Genomic DNA, 15,795 nt, shown 5'->3' on the forward strand with positions numbered 1-15,795 from the left:
GGGCACCAGCTGTTGCTTTTCACACCGCAGCGGACTTCGCGAACCGCCTCCGGTACACGAGGGGTGAGACCCCGACGGACGCCGCGAAGTGGTGCCGGAGCAGCGTCGCCGAGGTGAATCCGACCAGGCGTGCGACCTCCTCGACCGGCGCATCCGTCGATTCCAGCAGGTTCTTTGCGGCCAGCACGCGCTGTTCGGTGAGCCATCTCCGTGGTGACACCCCGACCTCGTCGACGAATCGCCGCGCGAACGTCCGGCCGGACATGTGCATGCGTTCGGCCATGTCGTCGACGCTGATGTCACGGTCGAGATGTTCGAGCAGCCAGCTGAGCAACGCGCCGAAACCCTCGTCGGAGCAGGCGGGCATCGGGGCGTCGACGAACTGTCGCTGACCGCCGTCGCGGTGGGGTGAGACGACCATGCGACGAGCGATCCGGTTTGCGACGCCCGGACCCCATGCCTCGCGGACGAGGTGCAGTGACGCATCGATCCCGGCCGCCGTGCCGGCGCTGGTGGTGATGGGGCCGTCGTCGACGAAGAGGACGTCGGTGTCGACCTTCGCCTGCGGGAACTGTCGTGCCAGTTCCTCGCCGAATCGCCAGTGCGTGGTGCAGCGGCGGCCGTCGAGCAGGCCTGCTGCCCCGGCGACGAAGGCGCCCGAGCACACGGTGAGGACGCGGCCGCCGTTGTCGACCACCCTGCGCACGGTGTCGAGGATCTCCGCGGGATACTCGCCGTCGACCTTCCCGCCGGGGATGGCGACGAGGTCGACGTCGCGGCACTCATCGAGGGAATGCGAGACCTGTATCGACACGCCGTTGCCGACCGGTAGCGGCACCGACGGGTCGGGGGAGGCGACGCGGAAGTCGAAGCCGGGGACGCCGTCGTCGGTGCGGTCGAGGCCGAACACCTCGTGGACGACGCCGAACTCGAACATCGCGACGTTGCCGTGGAGGAGAACCCCGACCGTTTTCAGCATGACGCCAGTATGGCAGAAGATTTGCGGACATTGACTTTTGTGCCACTGTTGGCGGTAATCAGGCGGGCAGAGAATTACTGCCATGATCATCGCACTCGCCTTTCTAGCCACGGTGGCGGTTCTGGCCGTCGCCGCACTCGTGTTCTTCACACGCCGTACGCCTGCCGGAAGTCGTACCCCGCTCCAGCGTTTCGTCGACTGGTGGACTCGCGATCCGAGGCGCCCCTACGGGCCCGACACCGATCGGGTCGCGGTCGAGCTGAGCATCCTCACGCGCCGCTACGACCGTCTCGTCTGAAAGGGGCTGCGATACCGTAGCGGGCGTGAGCTCCCAGATCGTTCTCGTCACCGGCGCGACCAGCGGCATCGGCGCCGAAGTCGCCCGACAGTTCGTTGCCCGCGGCCATCGGGTCTACGGCACGACCCGGAACCCGGACGCCGTGCGCGACCCGATTCCCGGCGTCACCTACGTCCGCCTCGACAACGCCGACTACGGCTCCGCCAATGCCTGCGCGGACCTCGTCGGTCCGGTCGACATCCTGGTCAACAACGCCGGCGAATCCCAGGCCGGCGCACTCGAGGACACCTCGATGCAGGCCATCGAGGATCTGTTCCGCGTCAACGTGTTCGGGCCGGTCGCCCTCACCAAGGCGGTCCTCCCCGGAATGCGCGAGCGGCGTCGGGGAACGGTCGTCATGGTCGGCTCGATGCTGTCGAGCTTCCCCGTCGCGTTCCGGTCCAACTACGCGGCGACGAAGTCGGCGCTGAAGGCCTTCGCACTGGCCACCCGTCGTGAGGTGGCGCCGTACGGGATTCGGATGATCTCGGTGGAACCGGGCACCATCGCCACCGGTATCGGCGACCGCCGATCCATCCATGGCGGCGAGAACTCGCCGTACCGTGCCGAATACGAGACCCTCGCCGCGGCCACCCGACGCAACGAGGATGCTGGGATCAGCGCGGAGGACATGGCCACCCAGATCGTCGACGCCGCGCTCGCCGAACACCCGAAACCGTTCTACGCCAAAGGAAATCAGGCGGGAATCGTGTTCCTCCTGCGTCGGCTCGCGCCCCGCCAGCTGATCCTGGACATGACCGCACGCAAACACGGGCTGCCGAAGGTGAAGATCTGACCGTGCGAATCACGCTGCGGGTCATCGGGATCGGTCCCGGCGGTCCACGCCAGGTCACGCTGCAGGCCATCGACGCCATGACCGACGTCGACGCCTTCCTCGCGCTCGAGAAGGGGACGGCGAAGAGCGGACTGCTCGACGCGCGCCGGGTGATCCTCGACGCGCATGCCCGCGAGGGTTATTCGCTCGTCGAGATCCCCGACCCACCGCGTGATCGTGCACCTGCCGACTATGACGCCGAAGTTCGACGCTGGCACGCCGCACGCGCCGACCTGATCGCCGCCGCACTGCGCGACGGGGTTGGCGACGGCGGGGTCGCGGCCTTCCTCGTCTGGGGCGATCCTGCCCTCTACGACAGCACGCTACGCATCGTCGACGACCTCGCCGCACGCGACGACCTCGAACTCACAGTCGAGGTGATACCCGGCGTGACCAGCGCCAGCGCACTGACCGCCGCCCACGGCATCGTCGCCAACCGCGTCGGTGAACCTATCCACATCACCACCGGGCGCCGCCTCGCCGACACCCCCGCCGGTGCCGACGCCAACCAGATCGTGATGCTCGACGGCGATCTCGCTTTCCGCCAGACCGCCGACCCCGACGACCACATCTGGTGGGGCGCCTACGTCGGCACCGACGACGAGATCCTCATCAGCGGCCGGGTCGGCGACGTGACCGAGCAGATCGTCGGAGCCCGGGCCGAAGCTCGCGCGCGCATCGGGTGGATCATGGACATCTATCTGCTGCGCAAGGCTTCCCGCACGGCATCGTCGCAGAACTGAAGTCGCCGGCGACCTCATGTCGATGTAACCAACTGCTGCGCAATCTCTTTGCCGCACCCCTGTGGATGAGGATCCGTTCTTGTCGGTGGTGGGGTTTACCTTGGTTGGTAACAGATTCAGCCATCCAGGTTGGGCTGTAGACGTTGTGGGGGCAGCGTGAGGATGTGGACCGATCTACCGGGCGAGTTCCTCGCCGGGGTCGATCCTGCCCACCCCGAACGCTCCGACACCGCAACCCATATGGCGCGGTTCGGGTCGATCCGTCACGGTGAGGCTTACCTGGCGTGGTGCCGGTATGAGTCGATCGTCACCGTGTATGACCAGCTCGTGGTCAACACCGGTGGCGGGTTCTTCATCGACCGCTACACCGAGATGGTCACCCGGGTGTGCCGTGAAGCCGCGATCACCCGCTACCAGGCCGATCAGTGGGTCGGCGAAGCGCTCGCGTTGCGGGATCGGTTGCCGAAGGTGTTGACCACGCTGCGCGATGGCATCCTGTCGCGGCAGTTGATCCAGACGGTCATCTCCCGCACCGATCTCATCTCCGACGACGCGGTGATGGCTGACCTCGACGCCGAGATCGAACGCATTCTTCGCAGCCGTAGGGGTGCGTGGGCCAACCCGAAGCTCCGGGACATGGTCGATCGCCTTGTCTTCCGTCACGATCCCGACGCGGTGCGCGAACGCCGTAAGGAAGCGTTGGACAAGCGTGGGATGTGGACCGAGAACTTCGTCGACGGGACCGGTGAGATCACCGGTGTGATGGCGGCGGAGAACGTTCGTATTGCCGCGACAGCGGTGACAGCGTTGGCCGACACCGTCTGCGCCCAGGATGGGCGTAACCGTAACCAGCGCAACTCCGATGCCATGTTCGCGTTGTTGACCGGCACCGTCTTCGACTGCCAATGCCGGCGAGCGGATTGTGACGCCGAGATCCCCGACCCCACCGAGGTGATCCGCGCGGTGAGCACCGAGGTCGTCGTCCACGTCGTCACCGATGCCGCCACCCTCGCGGGCGCTTCGGGGATCGGTTGGGTCGACGGTGCCGGGATCATCTCCGACGAGCATGTGCGTGATCTCGCCGAACGGGTCGATGCGACCATCACACCTGTCACCCCGGTGCGCACACCACCTACGCGTGTGGTCGCCGAACGCCCGACCACCAACGCCTCCGATAATGAGGCCACGTCAGCCGATGTTGTGATCGTCTATCCGGGTGCGCAAACCGCGGATCCGTATCGGCCGACCACCGCGTGTGCCGATTTCGTGCGGGTGCGTGACGGGTACTGCACCGAACCGGGCTGCGCCCAGTCCGCTTTCGGTAGCGATCTGGACCATGTCACCGAGTACGACCGCACCCACCCCAGCCAGGGTGGGCCGACGGCCAGTGAGAACCTCAACGCCAAATGCCGGTTCGGGCACCTGCACAAGACCTTCGGCGACTGGGTCGACACCCAGTACCGCGACGACGACGGCCGCCTGGTCACCGAGTACCGCACCCCGGAGGGATTCGTCATCCCGGGTGATGCCGAAACCCTGGAAGACTTCTTCCCGAACCTGCGTCGCATCCGCTACGAACAGCCACCCCAAGCCCCACCGACACCACGGGTCATCACCGGCGACGAACCGCCGCGCCCACGCAACCGACTGGCAGACAAACACGCCAGACGGCGAGCCGAACGCGCCCGCAACCAGAAGCAGCGTCTCGCCGACCAGGCAGTCCCGCCACCCTTCTGACGGGTGTCACAGCGCCTCGCGCGCCACCAACTCCACCGTGACGAGCATGGCGATCGAACTGACGGCGAGCAGTGCGATGAGTACGAACAACTGCATGGCAGCGGCCGCCCACACGGACGCGCCGCCGAGTACCATGCCCACGAAGGCGCCGGGGATGGTGACCAGCCCGACCGCCCGGGTCTGATCGAGGCCCGGGATGAGTGCGCTCGCCGACGCAGCGGCGCAGATCTCGAGGCGGGCATCGCGGGGGAGCAGACCCAACGACAACGCAGCCTCGACCTCGCCTCGTCGGGTCGTCAACTCGTCGACAGCGCGTCGACCGGCAAGCGACGTGGTGACCATGGCGCCGCCCAGCAGGATCCCGGCGGTCGGGATGATGGCGATGCCCTTCGCCGGGAGAACACCTACGAGGGCGAGTGCGATCACGACGACGATCGTCGGGGCCGCCACTGGCGCCAGGCACCGTGCGATCGCGCGAATCCCGGCGTGCTTCGGTCGGATGCGCCGCGCCGACGTCCACGCCGCCGCCACCGCCATCACCACGACGAACAGCGCCGACGCCCAGAGATGCGAGATCACCACTGCCAGTACACCGGCGAGAGCCGCCAACTGGACGACGGCCCGCACCGAGGCCACCACGGTGTCGGTCGCCAAGCTGGATCGATGATTGACCAGCACCGCGACGACGGCGAGCACGACGATCGCGACCGCCAGGACCGGCCCGATCCGAACGACGGCGTCGCCGATTCCGTTCACACCGGCAAGTTCACCAGATCTGCTGCAGGGCTGCGAGCATGGCGTCGCGGATCTCGCTGCGGCAGATCACGAAATCGGGCATGTAGGGGTGGCGGTTGTTGTAGACGATCTCCGAACCGTCCAGGCGACTGCAGTGCAGGCCCGCCGCCAGGGCGACCCCGACCGGTGCGGCGTTGTCCCACTCGTACTGGCCACCGGCGTGGACGTAGGCATCCGCGTCGCCCCGGACGACGGCCATCGCCTTGGCGCCGGCCGACCCGACCGGAACCATCTGCAGGCCGAGCCGGTTGGACACATAGCTCGTCTCGTACGAGCCGCCCCACCGCGAGGTCACCATGCGACGGGTCAGTTCGCCGCCCGGTTTCTCGACGGTGTCGGCGCGGAACAGTTCACCGGTTGCCGGCAGCGACACCGCGGCCTCGGTGACCACGCCGTTCTCCGTCAAGGCCACGTGCACAGCCCAGTCCGCGCTGCCCGCGGCGAATTCCCTTGTGCCGTCGAGCGGGTCGATGATCCACACGCGCTGGGCCGTCGAGCGGTCGCCGACATCGGCCGCCTCTTCGGACAGAACGGCGTCGCGCGGACGGTGTTTGCGCAGGACCGTGGAGATCCACGCCTGGGCCAGCGCATCGCCGACATCGCCGAGCATGCTGCCGGTCATCAGATCGCCATGACGAATCCCGAGGAGTATCTCCCCGGCTCCCTGGGCGATCCGGGCGGCCAGCTCGGCGTCGGAAAGTCGGGAAGTCATCCCTTTACTAGAGCACACTGGTGGCATGCCCGAGCTCCCTGAGGTGGCCGCCATCGCCGACTATGTCGACGGTCGCGCGGCCGGACTCCCGATCCGGCGAGTCGACGTCGCGTCCTTGTCCGTGCTCAAGACGGCCGACCCGCCGTACACCGCGCTCACCGGCCGGATCGTCGAATCGGTCGGCCGGGTGGGCAAATACCTGGTCATCCGGACCATCCCCGGCCAGAACCAGGACAATCCTCCGGCGACCGCATCCGAACCCGAGCTGTCGCTGGTCATCCACCTGTCGAGGGCGGGCTGGGTGCGATGGAGCGAGGACCTCTCACCCCAAGCCGCTACGCCCGGGCGGCAAGTCGCCGATCGCGCTGCGGGTGCACTGCGGGCTACCTGGCGAGGGCTTCGACGTCACCGAGGCCGGAACCCAGAAGCGGCTGGCGGTGTGGCTCGTCCGCGACCTCACCGAGATCGACCGCGTCGCCGGGCTCGGCCCCGACGCCCTGGAACTGACCGAGGAACAATTCGCCGAGATCCTCGCCGGTACCACCGGACGTGTGAAGAACGTGCTCACCGACCAGCACACCATCGCCGGGATCGGCAACGCCTACTCCGACGAGATCCTGCACACCGCGCGACTGTCGCCGTTCGCATCGTCGAAGACCCTGAAACCCGATCAGGTGAGCGCCCTGTACGACGCGATGCGCGCCGTGCTCACCGACGCCACGGGGCGTCTCGAAGGGCAGACCGTCGCCCGGTTGAAGTCGGAGAAACGCACCGGACTCCGCGTGCACGCGCGCACCGGACTGCCGTGTCCGGTCTGCGGCGACACCGTCCGCGAGGTGTCCTTCGCCGACCGGTCCTTCCAGTACTGCCCGACCTGCCAGACCGGTGGCAAGGTCCTCGCCGACCGCCGGATGTCGCGGCTTCTGAAATGAGCGATGGTGCACGCGCTCGTCGTCGACGATGACATCAGGGCAGCGGAGACCGTCCGCCGAATGACCGTCAGTGACGGGTGGGCGGTCACGGTGGCCTTCGACGGTCCGGACGGGCTGTGGCGGGCCACCGAGGGCAGCTACGACGTGATCGTGCTCGACATCATGATGCCCGGGATGAACGGGTACCGCGTGCTGCAGAGCCTTCGGGAACGCGAGATCTGGACGCCGGTCATGATGCTGAGCGCGAAGGACGGCGAGTACGACCAGGCGGAGGCACTCGACTGCGGCGCCGACGATTACCTGGTCAAACCGTTCTCGGTTGTCGTCCTCAAGGCGCGACTGCGTGCGCTGGTGCGTCGTGGTGCGCCGGAGCGTCCCGTTACCCTGTGCGTCGGTGACCTCTCCCTCGACCCGGCGGAACATCTCGTCCGGCGCGGGGACACCCCGATTCCCCTGACCCCACGGGAGTACGCGGTGCTCGAGTGCCTCATCCGGCACGCCGGCACCGTCGTCTCGAAAGCCGACATCCTGCACTCGGTCTGGGACGAGAACTACGAGGGCGACCCCAACATCATCGAGGTGTACATCGCTTACCTGCGCAAGCGGATCGATCAACCGTTCGGCGTGCGCAGCATCAGGACCGTCCGCGGGGTGGGCTACCGCATCGGCTGACGTGACGGCATCGCGAGCGCCGTGCTGACCGCGCCGTCGCCGGCGCCGTGGGGGAGGCGACGCGCCGTCGGCAACGAGATGACGAAGGTGACGCCGCGTGCGAACCCGGCGGGCGGGTCCTGCACGGACACCGAACCGCCGTGCGCGCGGACGATCTCGCGGACGATCGACAGCCCGAGTCCGGAGCCGCTGCGGTTGCGGCGGTCGCCGTCGAGCCGGGTGAAGCGGTCGAAGATGACGTCGCGCCGATCCCGGGGGATTCCCGGTCCGTCGTCGGTCACCGCGATCGATGCGACGCCGGTCCTCGGGTCGAAGAACATGTCGAACCGGACCGTCGACGCCGCATAGCGGACGGCGTTCTCGGCGAGATTCCGGATGGCGCGGGACAGCTTCTCCGGATCGCCGGCCAACCGGATCGGGATGATCGTCGCCGCGACCGCGGCCAGACCCAGCGACCGCAGGCGACGTGCCTCGGAGGCGACTATGTCGTCGAGGTCGACGTCCCGGATGTGCAGCGGCACACCGTGTTCGTCGGAGCGCGCGAGCAGCAGCAGGTCGTCGACCATGTTCTGGAGCCGACGGGCCTCGGGGAGCAGGAGTGTGCGGAGGGTCCGTACATCGATCGGGGAGTCGGTGTCGTCGGCGAGGTCGAGCAGGCCGACCACCGTGGTCAGCGGACTGCGCATCTCGTGGGAGGCATCGCCGACGAATCGCAGCTGCGCGGCCCGGCTCTGTTCGAGACGTTCGAGCATCGAGTTCATCGTGGTGGCCAGCCGAGTCACTTCGTCGTCGGTGGACGGGACCGGCACGCGGCGGGACATATCGGACGCCGTGATCGCGGTGACCTGCTCGGTGATCCGCCCGACCGGCCGCAGCGCGCGACCCACGAAGAACCAGATGGCCACCGCGGACAGCAGCACCAGGACGGGGAGTTCGACGGCGAGCACGAGTGCGGTGTTGATCAGGCTCTGCCGGTACGCGTCCGCCGAGACCGCCACGACCACCGTGTAGACGGCCCCGTCGTGGGAGGTAGAGGTGACAGTCGCGCAGAACTCGACCTCGCTGCCGGGCACCAACCGGCCCTTGACCTGCGTCGACGCCCCGATCGCCGGACGCTCGGACGTCACCGGATCGCCGGCCGCCCCGGGGGAGGACGCCACCACCCGACCGTTTCCGTCGATCACCTGCACGATGTCGGCCCCGTAGCCCATCCCCAACGATTCCGGGGAGATCGCCGAGATGCCGCCGTCGCGGATCTCGGCCGCGATCTCGTACGCCCGGTAGCCGGTCTCGTCGTACATGGTCCTGCTGTCGGCGCGATTCAGCATGAACAGCATCACCGCGCCGCCGATCAGAAGGGCGATGGTGACGAGGAACGTCCCGACGATCGTGGACCGGATGCGGACGCCCTGGCTGCGTCGAAGAAGAGCGGGGCGTGGAAGACCGGACATCGCAACTCCTCGCCGGTGCGTACAGCGACAGCCATCCGGCGACAGCACCTGCTGATCACTCAGCGTAGGTCGCCACGGGGTCGTCGGAGAAGTGTTCGGTCGGTGTACGACTTCAGCGGTTCTTCAGGTTCGGGGTCGCAGAGTTGTCGGCATGACCTTGACCGCAGATCGCAGGCACCGCGGAGGCCCCGCCGACGCCGGGCGCACAGCTGCTCCGACCGTGGCCGAATACATTGTGGAACAACTCATCTCATCGTCGATGAACATAGCGTTCGGGGTTCACGGAGCCAACATCGAAGACCTGTACGACGCCGCGACGCGGGCGCCGGGGATGACAGCGATCGTCGCCAAACACGAGTTCGCCGCCGGTGCGATGGCGGATGGGACGGCCCGGATGTCCGGTACGCCGGGAGTCGTGATGACCACCTCTGGTGGCGGGGCCATGAACGTCGTCCCCGCCCTTGCCGAGGCCTACGACAGTCGTGTGCCGGTTCTGGCACTCATCGGGACCGCGCCGACGCCGTTGGTCGGTGGTGGAGCGTTCCAGGACATGCTCGCGCCGCCCGACACCGTCGACATCGCGGGTGTTCTCTCGGCCATCACGGGTTCGTGTTCGGTCGTCGGTCACGCCGACGAGGTGCCCGCCGCGCTGGCGACGGCGTTCGCCACGCTCCACCGAGGACTGCCGGCCGCCGTCCTGCTGCCCAAGGACATCCAGGCCGCGCCGGCCCCCGAACTGAGGCAGCTGCACACGGGGGAGTGGGCGCAGCACGGTGCCGACGTGACGGGACCGTCCTTGTCCGCCCTGGCCGACGAACTGAGTGCGCTCGCGGAATCCGATGTGCGGCTGGTCCTCTGGGGTGGGTGAGGAGGCCTCCCGCGCGGGCGTCGGTCCGCAGGTCGAGGCTCTCGCCTCCGCACTCGGAGCCGTCGTCGTCGCGGCCCCCGGCGGCCGCGATCTCCTCCGGGATGGCGATGGCGTCGCGGGCGTCACCGGGGTGATGGGACACCCGTCGGCGCATCGTGCCGTCGCCGACGCGGACCTCTGCCTCGTCCTCGGGTGCCGGATGACGATGACCGATCGCGCCGGCCTCGACGAGCCGTTGAGACGCGTCCGACTCGTCCACCTGGGGTCCGAGCAGCCGCGTATGCCCGGGGACGTCGACCATGTGCGGTGCACCGACCTCGCGGCCGCGATCTCGCAGCTCACCGGTGAGATTCGACGACCTCGCGGCCACGACCGTCCGCGCGAGGCGGTCGCGGTGACCCATCTGCCGGTGCCGCCCGGCGGATCGGGCCTGGGCATGCGCACCGCGATCGGGGAGATCGGGCGAGCGTTGCCGCCGGACACCCCGGTCTTCGCCGACGCCGGCAACGCCGGAGCCGCCGCCATCCATCACCTCCCGTTCGGTCACGGCCGGTTCGTGGTGGCACTGGGCATGGGCGGTATGGGATACGCGATCGCGGCGGGTGTCGGCAATGCCATCCGCGAGGCGGTGGACTCCACGCTGGCCGAGGGACAGCCGAGACGCACCGTCGTGATCGCCGGTGACGGCGCCTTCTTCATGCACGGCATGGAGATTCACACGGCCGTCGAACACGACGCCCCCGTCACCCTCGTGCTGCTCAACAACAACGCGCACGCGATGTGCATCACCCGGGAGCGCCTCTTCTTCCCGGATACGCCCAGTGTCAACAGGTTTCGTCCCAGTGACCTGGCCGGTGGTTTGGCCGCCATGTTCGACGGCCTCGTCGTCGCCCGTGCCTCCGATCCCGCGTTCGTACGCACGGCAGCGGCCGATCTGTTGTCGCAGTCGGGCCCCAACTGTCTCGTCATCGACGCCGATCCCGACGAGATCCCGCCGCTCGCCCCGCTCATCCCGAAAGGACAGTCATGACAGTGCTACCCACCGCCCTCTCCGACCTCGGCGAGGACGCCTCGACCCTCGCCGGTCTCGTCCGCATCGAAACGCACCCGCGGCCGATCGCGACGCCGCTCGTCCTCGACAAGTTGCGGTCCGTGTACCCCCACGATCAGATCTACGGTGAGTTCTGCCCGGTGCAGGGCTACGTCGACGCTCCGCCCCGCGAGGTGTTCGACTGGCTCTCCCACACCCGTTCGCTGGAGGAATGGAGTTACAGCCTCCGCGGCTTCGCCGAGACCGACGAGCCGGGACTGTGGGTCGCGCAGGACCGGTTGGGAGCCGACACCGAGATCTACGTCCGCACGATCGCCTCGCCCGACGCCATGACGGTCGACTACCACTGCGCATGGGACCAGGGTCGTCACCTGTGGATGATCTACCTGATGCGGGTCGTCGACGCGCAGGTCGTCTTGAACAAGCCCGGTTCGGTTGTGTTGTGGGTGAACTGCCACCACCCGTTCTACGACGAGAACCCCTTCCCGGAGACCGCCCCGCCCGAACGCCCGGTGTGGGTGGGCGACTTCTGGGACACCTTCGCCCCCGGCCACCAGATCGAACTCGACAACCTCACCGCCATCGCCGAATACCGCCACCGCAACGGCCTCCCGCTCACCCCAGAATGGATGCGATCATGACACCGAACCCGGTCAGCCTCGTCGACCTCGCCACCTACCTACCCGAAAAAGTCGTTCCCGCAGCGTATTACGCGCAGTACGCCGAAGACGACACCCTTGCGGACAACGTGATGTTCCGCGCCCCGGCCTTCCGTCATCACGCGGCGGAGGGGGAGACGTCGGCGGACATGATGATCTCGGCGACGCGCGATCTGTTCGAGCGGCACGGCGACGACTTCCTCGACGACGTCGACGTGGTGCTGACGCACAGCCAGTTGCCCGAGGTGCCGGTGCGCGGCTGCGGCGGGGAACTCGCCCATCGGCTCGGCATCCGGCCGTCGACGGTGCTGGACGTGCACAACGGAGGGTGTGCCGCGTTCATCTTCATGATCGAGATCGCCGGGGCCCTGCTCCGGGCCGGAGGAGGCCACAAGGCTCTGCTCGGACTGGCGCAGAACAGCGCGGGCCAGGTCTTCACCCAGGAGCAGGTCCGCGGCAAGGCGCAGGCCGCCATCCCGGGAGACGGTGCGGCCGTGGCCGTTCTGACCGTCGACGACGTCGATGCCAGCCCGATCCTGGGCCTTCGCTGCCACTCGTTCGGGCAGTACTCCGGCGACATGACCGGCGTCTCCGATCCGCCGCGCAAGTACTGGGAGGCGGGGTCGGGCCAGATGCACATCGGGTTCACCGACTCCAAGATCGCGAAGGTGCTCGCGCGCGGGAACCGCATGGTTCCCGAGGTCGCCATCGAGGTCGCCGACGAGATCGGCATCTCGCCGGCGGACCTCGACTGGTTCGTGACCAACCAGCCCAGCCGGATCTTCCTGCGGAACTGGCGCGAGGCGCTCGAGCTTCCGGACAGCCATCACCCGGACACCTTCGACGAGTGCGGCAACCTGTTCGCCGTCGCCATCCCGGTCACGCTCGACGCGGCCATCTCCGACGGACGTATCGGCGAGGGCGACGTCGTGATGATGGCGGCCTTCGCCCACGCCGGCGACTTCTCCGGGGCGGCCGCCATGAGATGGGCAGGCCGGCCATGAGCCCGCCCCTGGCCGGCGGGGTGTCCTGGCCGAGCCTGCGCCCGGATCTGAACGAGTCGCCTTACCCGCCGCTGCCGTCGGTCGCAGCAGTGCTCCAGGACGAGATCCTCGAGTCCCACCGGTATCCCGATTTCCTGCCGGACCGCACGCGCGGGCAGATCGCCTGCCACCTCGGGGTCGTACCGGAGCGCGTCACGGTCGGCCCGGGTGCGACCGGAGTTGCACTGTCGGCGTTGCAGTATGCGGTGCGACGGGCCGCGGACGCGGGCGTCGGGACACCGGCGCTGCTCACCTCCACCCCGACCTTCGACGGCTATCCGATCCTCGCGCGGATGGTCGGGATGCGCTTCGACGCGGTGGATCTCGACGACGAGGGCTCGGTCGACCTCGACCGTTTGTTCGGGGCGATCACGCCCGAAACGGCGGTCGTGGTGCTCTGCTCGCCGCACAATCCGACCGGTGCCGTGGTGAACGGGGGCGACCTCAACCGGTTCCTCGCAGCGGTGCCGCCACACGTGATGACGATCGTCGACGAGGCGTACGTGGAGTTCAGCGAGACCGCGTCCGATCTCCACCGGCTGATCCGGAACCCCGGCGTCGTCGTGCTGCGGACGTTCTCCAAGGCGTACGGTCTGGCGGCGCTACGCGTCGGATACGGCATCGGCACCACCGAGCAGATCACCGAAGTGCGCGGCCACGAGGTGCCGTTCGCGGTGGGTCGCCCCGCGATGGCGGCGGTTCCGGTCGCGCTCGACGCGGAACTCGAGCTCGCACAACGCGTCCGCTCCATGAGGGGGGAGCGGGACCGGTTGACCGACATGCTGGCGCAGATGGGCGTCCGCGTCGTGCCCAGCCACGCCAACTTCGTCTTCCTCCCCGGCGCGGAGGGCGTGGCCGTCGGACGGATGCTCCGGGGGATCGGGGTCGCGGTGAAGGAGTGCGGCGCGGCCGGGACGCGGATCACGGTGGGCGACCGTTCCGGCACCGATCGGGTCATCAGCGCACTACGGCTGACGTCGCGGTCCGCGTAGCCCGGGGTCGATGCCGGTAGGTTCGGGTCCATGACCTCGACGACACGGCAGAAGATCCTCATCACCGGTGCGAGTTCCGGACTCGGCGAGGGCATGGCCCGCCGATTCGCCGCCCAGGGGCGTTCGCTGGCGCTCGCCGCGCGGCGCCTCGACAACCTCGAGGCGCTGGCCACCGAACTGCGCCCGTCGGCGGATCGGGTCGCGATCGCGCAGCTCGACGTCACCGACCTCGACGCGGTACCCGTCACCTTCCGCGCGCTGGCCGACGAACTCGGGGGTCTCGACCGCGTCGTCGTCAACGCCGGCCTCGGCAAGGGCGCACCGATCGGCACCGGGAAGGCAGCCGCCAACATCGAGACCGTGCAGACCAACCTCGTCGGCGCGCTCGCACAGGCCGAGGCCGCCCTCGAGATCTTCCGCGAGCAGAACAGCGGCCACCTCGTGCTCGTCAGCTCCATCTCGGGTGTTCGCGGCATGCCCAAGGCCCAGGCGGCGTACTCGGCGTCGAAGGCCGGTCTCACCGCGCTCGGGCAGGGGTTGCAGGCCGAGTTCGCGAACTCGCCGATCTCGGTGTCGATCGTGGCGCCCGGTTACATCGAGACCGACATCAACCGGGGCGTGAAGACCTCGCTGATGGTCGACACCGACACGGGCGTCGACGCCATGGTCGCCGCGATCGAGGCCGAGAAGGCCTGGGCACCGGTCCCCGCCTGGCCGTGGACGCCGATCGCGGCGGCCCTCAAGTACCTGCCGGGGTCGATCAGTCGACGGATGATCTGAGCACTGCGCCGTTGTGGATGCCGTTCATCAGTCCGCGGGCGATTGCCACCCGCTGCCGCTGACCACCTGACCAGGGCGACTACTGCCAGTAGCTTTCGTCGAACACCTCGTCGGGGATCTCGTCGCCCGGTTCGACGCCGAGTTTCTCGAGTCGTCCCATGATCACGGCGGCGGTGGCCACGAAGGTCACGAGATCTTCTGAGTCGACCGATCTTTCGGCTGGATCACCGCCGAGGAACTCGTACAGCGCCGGCGGTACGCAGGCGCCCATGTCGAGTGCGCGGGTTCCTGTGGCGGTCCGCCAGGCGTCGAAGCTCGCCACGTCGACGGCTTCGGCGACCTCGCCCGTCCGAACCGCGGCCAGGACGTCGTCGAGGGTCGCCAGCTCACCCGACGATCCGCTGGACGCGTCGAACCCGAGTACCGTTTCGGCGTCGACGGACTCGTCCTCGGCGAGGGTGAAGTAGACGACCCCACGCCAGTCCGAGGCCAGCGCCTCGATGTCGGTCCGTCCGAAGATGTCGCCCAGCAACTCGCTGACCTGCTCGCGGCGGCGACTCCCGAACAGCTGGAATGCGCCCGACGCCACGATCTGTCCCTGCTTGTTCGCCACAGACCGTCACCTTACGCACGTCAGTCGTCGATGCCGAGCACGACCACGCGGCCTGTCGACGGCGACAGATACACCGTCGCCTGCCATTCGCTCGATGAGAACGCGTCGTCGACGTGTGGCCCACCCACGAAATCGCCGGCCGGGATGACGTCGCGCAGGTCGGCGGCCACCGAGTCGGGCGCCGAGACAGGCACAGCGTGGTACTCATCGGCCCAGGCGGTTACTCGGTCGGGGCCGACATCGACGACGGCGTCGAACCAGTAGGTGGTGGGACCGGGCACACGCTCGGAAGCGCCGGGTGCGGACCCGAGCGTTCCGGCCACCCAGCCGTCGACGTTCCCGTCGGCGAGCAGCGGGAACCGGATTGCGACCGGCTCGATGTCCCTGCTGGGACCGGCGGTCACGACCTTGGCCAATGGCAACGTGGAGGTCGAGGTCCTGGGCGCACGGTCGACAGGATCGCCGGGCGTGCAGCCGACGCCCACGAGAGCCAGTGCGGTGACCGCGAATCCAGCCGCGAGTCGTCGAATCCGTTGTGGCAGCATTCCGCCACGCTAGCCTCCCGCGACACCGCTTCCCATCCGCTTATTGGATCC

General features: G+C 68.4%; 17 protein-coding genes and 1 pseudogene. 12 read left to right on the forward strand and 6 right to left on the reverse strand.

The annotated features are described in order from the left end of the window. Positions 1–19: 19 nt before the first annotated feature. The gene (locus RVF83_RS12040) at positions 20–979 is read right to left on the reverse strand and encodes a GlxA family transcriptional regulator (protein ID WP_005200880.1); all 960 of its coding nucleotides are present in this window, start codon (positions 977–979) and stop codon (positions 20–22) included. Positions 980–1,061: 82 nt separating this feature from the next. On the opposite strand from RVF83_RS12040, the gene RVF83_RS12045 reads away from it, so the two are divergent. The 4 genes from RVF83_RS12045 (at position 1,062) to RVF83_RS12060 (ending at position 4,631) form a co-directional block, all read left to right on the forward strand. Next, positions 1,062–1,277 (forward strand): hypothetical protein, encoded by a 216-nt coding sequence (locus RVF83_RS12045; RefSeq protein ID WP_005200879.1) that lies wholly within the window; start codon positions 1,062–1,064, stop codon positions 1,275–1,277. A gap of 25 nt (positions 1,278–1,302) precedes the next feature. Then, positions 1,303–2,112: an SDR family oxidoreductase gene (locus RVF83_RS12050; RefSeq protein ID WP_005200877.1), complete on the forward strand. Its 810-nt coding sequence runs from the start codon at positions 1,303–1,305 to the stop codon at positions 2,110–2,112. 2 nt (positions 2,113–2,114) lie between these two features. Further along, a complete protein-coding gene (gene cobF / locus RVF83_RS12055; protein ID WP_005200875.1) occupies positions 2,115–2,894 on the forward strand; it encodes a precorrin-6A synthase (deacetylating) in 780 nt (259 codons plus the stop codon). Positions 2,895–3,056: 162 nt separating this feature from the next. Beyond that, complete coding sequence (locus RVF83_RS12060; RefSeq protein ID WP_279404679.1) at positions 3,057–4,631, forward strand: HNH endonuclease signature motif containing protein; 1,575 nt, start codon at positions 3,057–3,059, stop codon at positions 4,629–4,631. Positions 4,632–4,637: 6 nt separating this feature from the next. Here the strand turns inward: RVF83_RS12060 and RVF83_RS12065 are convergent, their stop codons facing one another. Then, entirely contained in the window at positions 4,638–5,387 is a 750-nt protein-coding gene (locus RVF83_RS12065) for an ABC transporter permease (protein WP_005201109.1), read from the reverse strand. Between the two features lie 10 nt (positions 5,388–5,397). Then, a complete protein-coding gene (locus tag RVF83_RS12070; RefSeq protein WP_005201111.1) occupies positions 5,398–6,138 on the reverse strand; it encodes a 3'(2'),5'-bisphosphate nucleotidase CysQ in 741 nt (246 codons plus the stop codon). Between the two features lie 25 nt (positions 6,139–6,163). Here RVF83_RS12070 and RVF83_RS12075 point away from each other — a divergent pair. Beyond that, positions 6,164–7,070: pseudogene (locus tag RVF83_RS12075) on the forward strand (DNA-formamidopyrimidine glycosylase family protein). A 3-nt stretch (positions 7,071–7,073) separates the two neighbouring features. Next, a complete protein-coding gene (locus RVF83_RS12080) occupies positions 7,074–7,742 on the forward strand; it encodes a response regulator transcription factor (RefSeq protein ID WP_005201116.1) in 669 nt (222 codons plus the stop codon). On the opposite strand, the gene RVF83_RS12085 is transcribed toward RVF83_RS12080, so the two are convergent. After that, a complete protein-coding gene (locus tag RVF83_RS12085; protein ID WP_005201118.1) occupies positions 7,727–9,193 on the reverse strand; it encodes a HAMP domain-containing sensor histidine kinase in 1,467 nt (488 codons plus the stop codon). The two genes, RVF83_RS12080 and RVF83_RS12085, sit on opposite strands and share 16 nt — an antisense overlap. A 151-nt stretch (positions 9,194–9,344) precedes the next feature. Here RVF83_RS12085 and RVF83_RS12090 point away from each other — a divergent pair, with 151 nt between their 5' ends. Genes RVF83_RS12090 through RVF83_RS12115 form a run of 6 tightly spaced genes read left to right on the forward strand, consistent with a single transcriptional unit; the run spans position 9,345 to position 14,586 of the window. Next, on the forward strand, positions 9,345–10,061 hold the full coding sequence (locus RVF83_RS12090; RefSeq protein WP_341261938.1) for a thiamine pyrophosphate-binding protein: 717 nt from the start codon (positions 9,345–9,347) through the stop codon (positions 10,059–10,061). After that, positions 10,054–11,091 (forward strand): thiamine pyrophosphate-dependent enzyme, encoded by a 1,038-nt coding sequence (locus RVF83_RS12095; RefSeq protein ID WP_341261939.1) that lies wholly within the window; start codon positions 10,054–10,056, stop codon positions 11,089–11,091. Before RVF83_RS12090 ends, RVF83_RS12095 begins: the two co-directional genes overlap by 8 nt. Then, complete coding sequence (locus RVF83_RS12100; RefSeq protein ID WP_005201122.1) at positions 11,088–11,753, forward strand: hypothetical protein; 666 nt, start codon at positions 11,088–11,090, stop codon at positions 11,751–11,753. Before RVF83_RS12095 ends, RVF83_RS12100 begins: the two co-directional genes overlap by 4 nt. Then, positions 11,750–12,775, forward strand: a complete 1,026-nt coding sequence (locus RVF83_RS12105; RefSeq protein WP_005201123.1) for a 3-oxoacyl-ACP synthase III family protein — start codon at positions 11,750–11,752, stop codon at positions 12,773–12,775. The genes RVF83_RS12100 and RVF83_RS12105 overlap by 4 nt, the downstream gene beginning before the upstream one ends. Beyond that, a complete protein-coding gene (locus tag RVF83_RS12110; protein WP_005201125.1) occupies positions 12,772–13,806 on the forward strand; it encodes a pyridoxal phosphate-dependent aminotransferase in 1,035 nt (344 codons plus the stop codon). Before RVF83_RS12105 ends, RVF83_RS12110 begins: the two co-directional genes overlap by 4 nt. A 30-nt stretch (positions 13,807–13,836) precedes the next feature. Next, positions 13,837–14,586: an SDR family oxidoreductase gene (locus tag RVF83_RS12115; RefSeq protein ID WP_005201126.1), complete on the forward strand. Its 750-nt coding sequence runs from the start codon at positions 13,837–13,839 to the stop codon at positions 14,584–14,586. 79 nt (positions 14,587–14,665) lie between these two features. On the opposite strand, the gene RVF83_RS12120 is transcribed toward RVF83_RS12115, so the two are convergent. Both RVF83_RS12120 and RVF83_RS12125 read right to left on the reverse strand, forming a co-directional pair. Then, entirely contained in the window at positions 14,666–15,199 is a 534-nt protein-coding gene (locus RVF83_RS12120; protein ID WP_005201128.1) for a hypothetical protein, read from the reverse strand. A 20-nt stretch (positions 15,200–15,219) separates the two neighbouring features. Continuing rightward, complete coding sequence (locus RVF83_RS12125; protein ID WP_005201130.1) at positions 15,220–15,744, reverse strand: hypothetical protein; 525 nt, start codon at positions 15,742–15,744, stop codon at positions 15,220–15,222. Between the last annotated feature and the right edge of the window lie 51 nt (positions 15,745–15,795).

The sequence above is a fragment of the Gordonia rubripertincta genome (assembly GCF_038024875.1).
Lineage (GTDB): Bacteria > Actinomycetota > Actinomycetes > Mycobacteriales > Mycobacteriaceae > Gordonia > Gordonia rubripertincta.

Excerpts from the sequence above, each read along its gene's own strand:
- RVF83_RS12040 (WP_005200880.1), bottom strand. The coding sequence starts at position 979 with ATGCTGAAAACGGTCGGGGTTCTCCTCCACGGCAACGTCGCGATGTTC.
- RVF83_RS12045 (WP_005200879.1), top strand. The coding sequence starts at position 1,062 with ATGATCATCGCACTCGCCTTTCTAGCCACGGTGGCGGTTCTGGCCGTC.
- RVF83_RS12060 (WP_279404679.1), top strand. The coding sequence starts at position 3,057 with ATGTGGACCGATCTACCGGGCGAGTTCCTCGCCGGGGTCGATCCTGCC.
- RVF83_RS12070 (WP_005201111.1), bottom strand. The coding sequence starts at position 6,138 with ATGACTTCCCGACTTTCCGACGCCGAGCTGGCCGCCCGGATCGCCCAG.
- RVF83_RS12080 (WP_005201116.1), top strand. The coding sequence starts at position 7,074 with ATGGTGCACGCGCTCGTCGTCGACGATGACATCAGGGCAGCGGAGACC.
- RVF83_RS12085 (WP_005201118.1), bottom strand. The coding sequence starts at position 9,193 with ATGTCCGGTCTTCCACGCCCCGCTCTTCTTCGACGCAGCCAGGGCGTC.
- RVF83_RS12090 (WP_341261938.1), top strand. The coding sequence starts at position 9,345 with ATGACCTTGACCGCAGATCGCAGGCACCGCGGAGGCCCCGCCGACGCC.
- RVF83_RS12100 (WP_005201122.1), top strand. The coding sequence starts at position 11,088 with ATGACAGTGCTACCCACCGCCCTCTCCGACCTCGGCGAGGACGCCTCG.
- RVF83_RS12105 (WP_005201123.1), top strand. The coding sequence starts at position 11,750 with ATGACACCGAACCCGGTCAGCCTCGTCGACCTCGCCACCTACCTACCC.
- RVF83_RS12110 (WP_005201125.1), top strand. The coding sequence starts at position 12,772 with ATGAGCCCGCCCCTGGCCGGCGGGGTGTCCTGGCCGAGCCTGCGCCCG.
- RVF83_RS12115 (WP_005201126.1), top strand. The coding sequence starts at position 13,837 with ATGACCTCGACGACACGGCAGAAGATCCTCATCACCGGTGCGAGTTCC.
- RVF83_RS12125 (WP_005201130.1), bottom strand. The coding sequence starts at position 15,744 with ATGCTGCCACAACGGATTCGACGACTCGCGGCTGGATTCGCGGTCACC.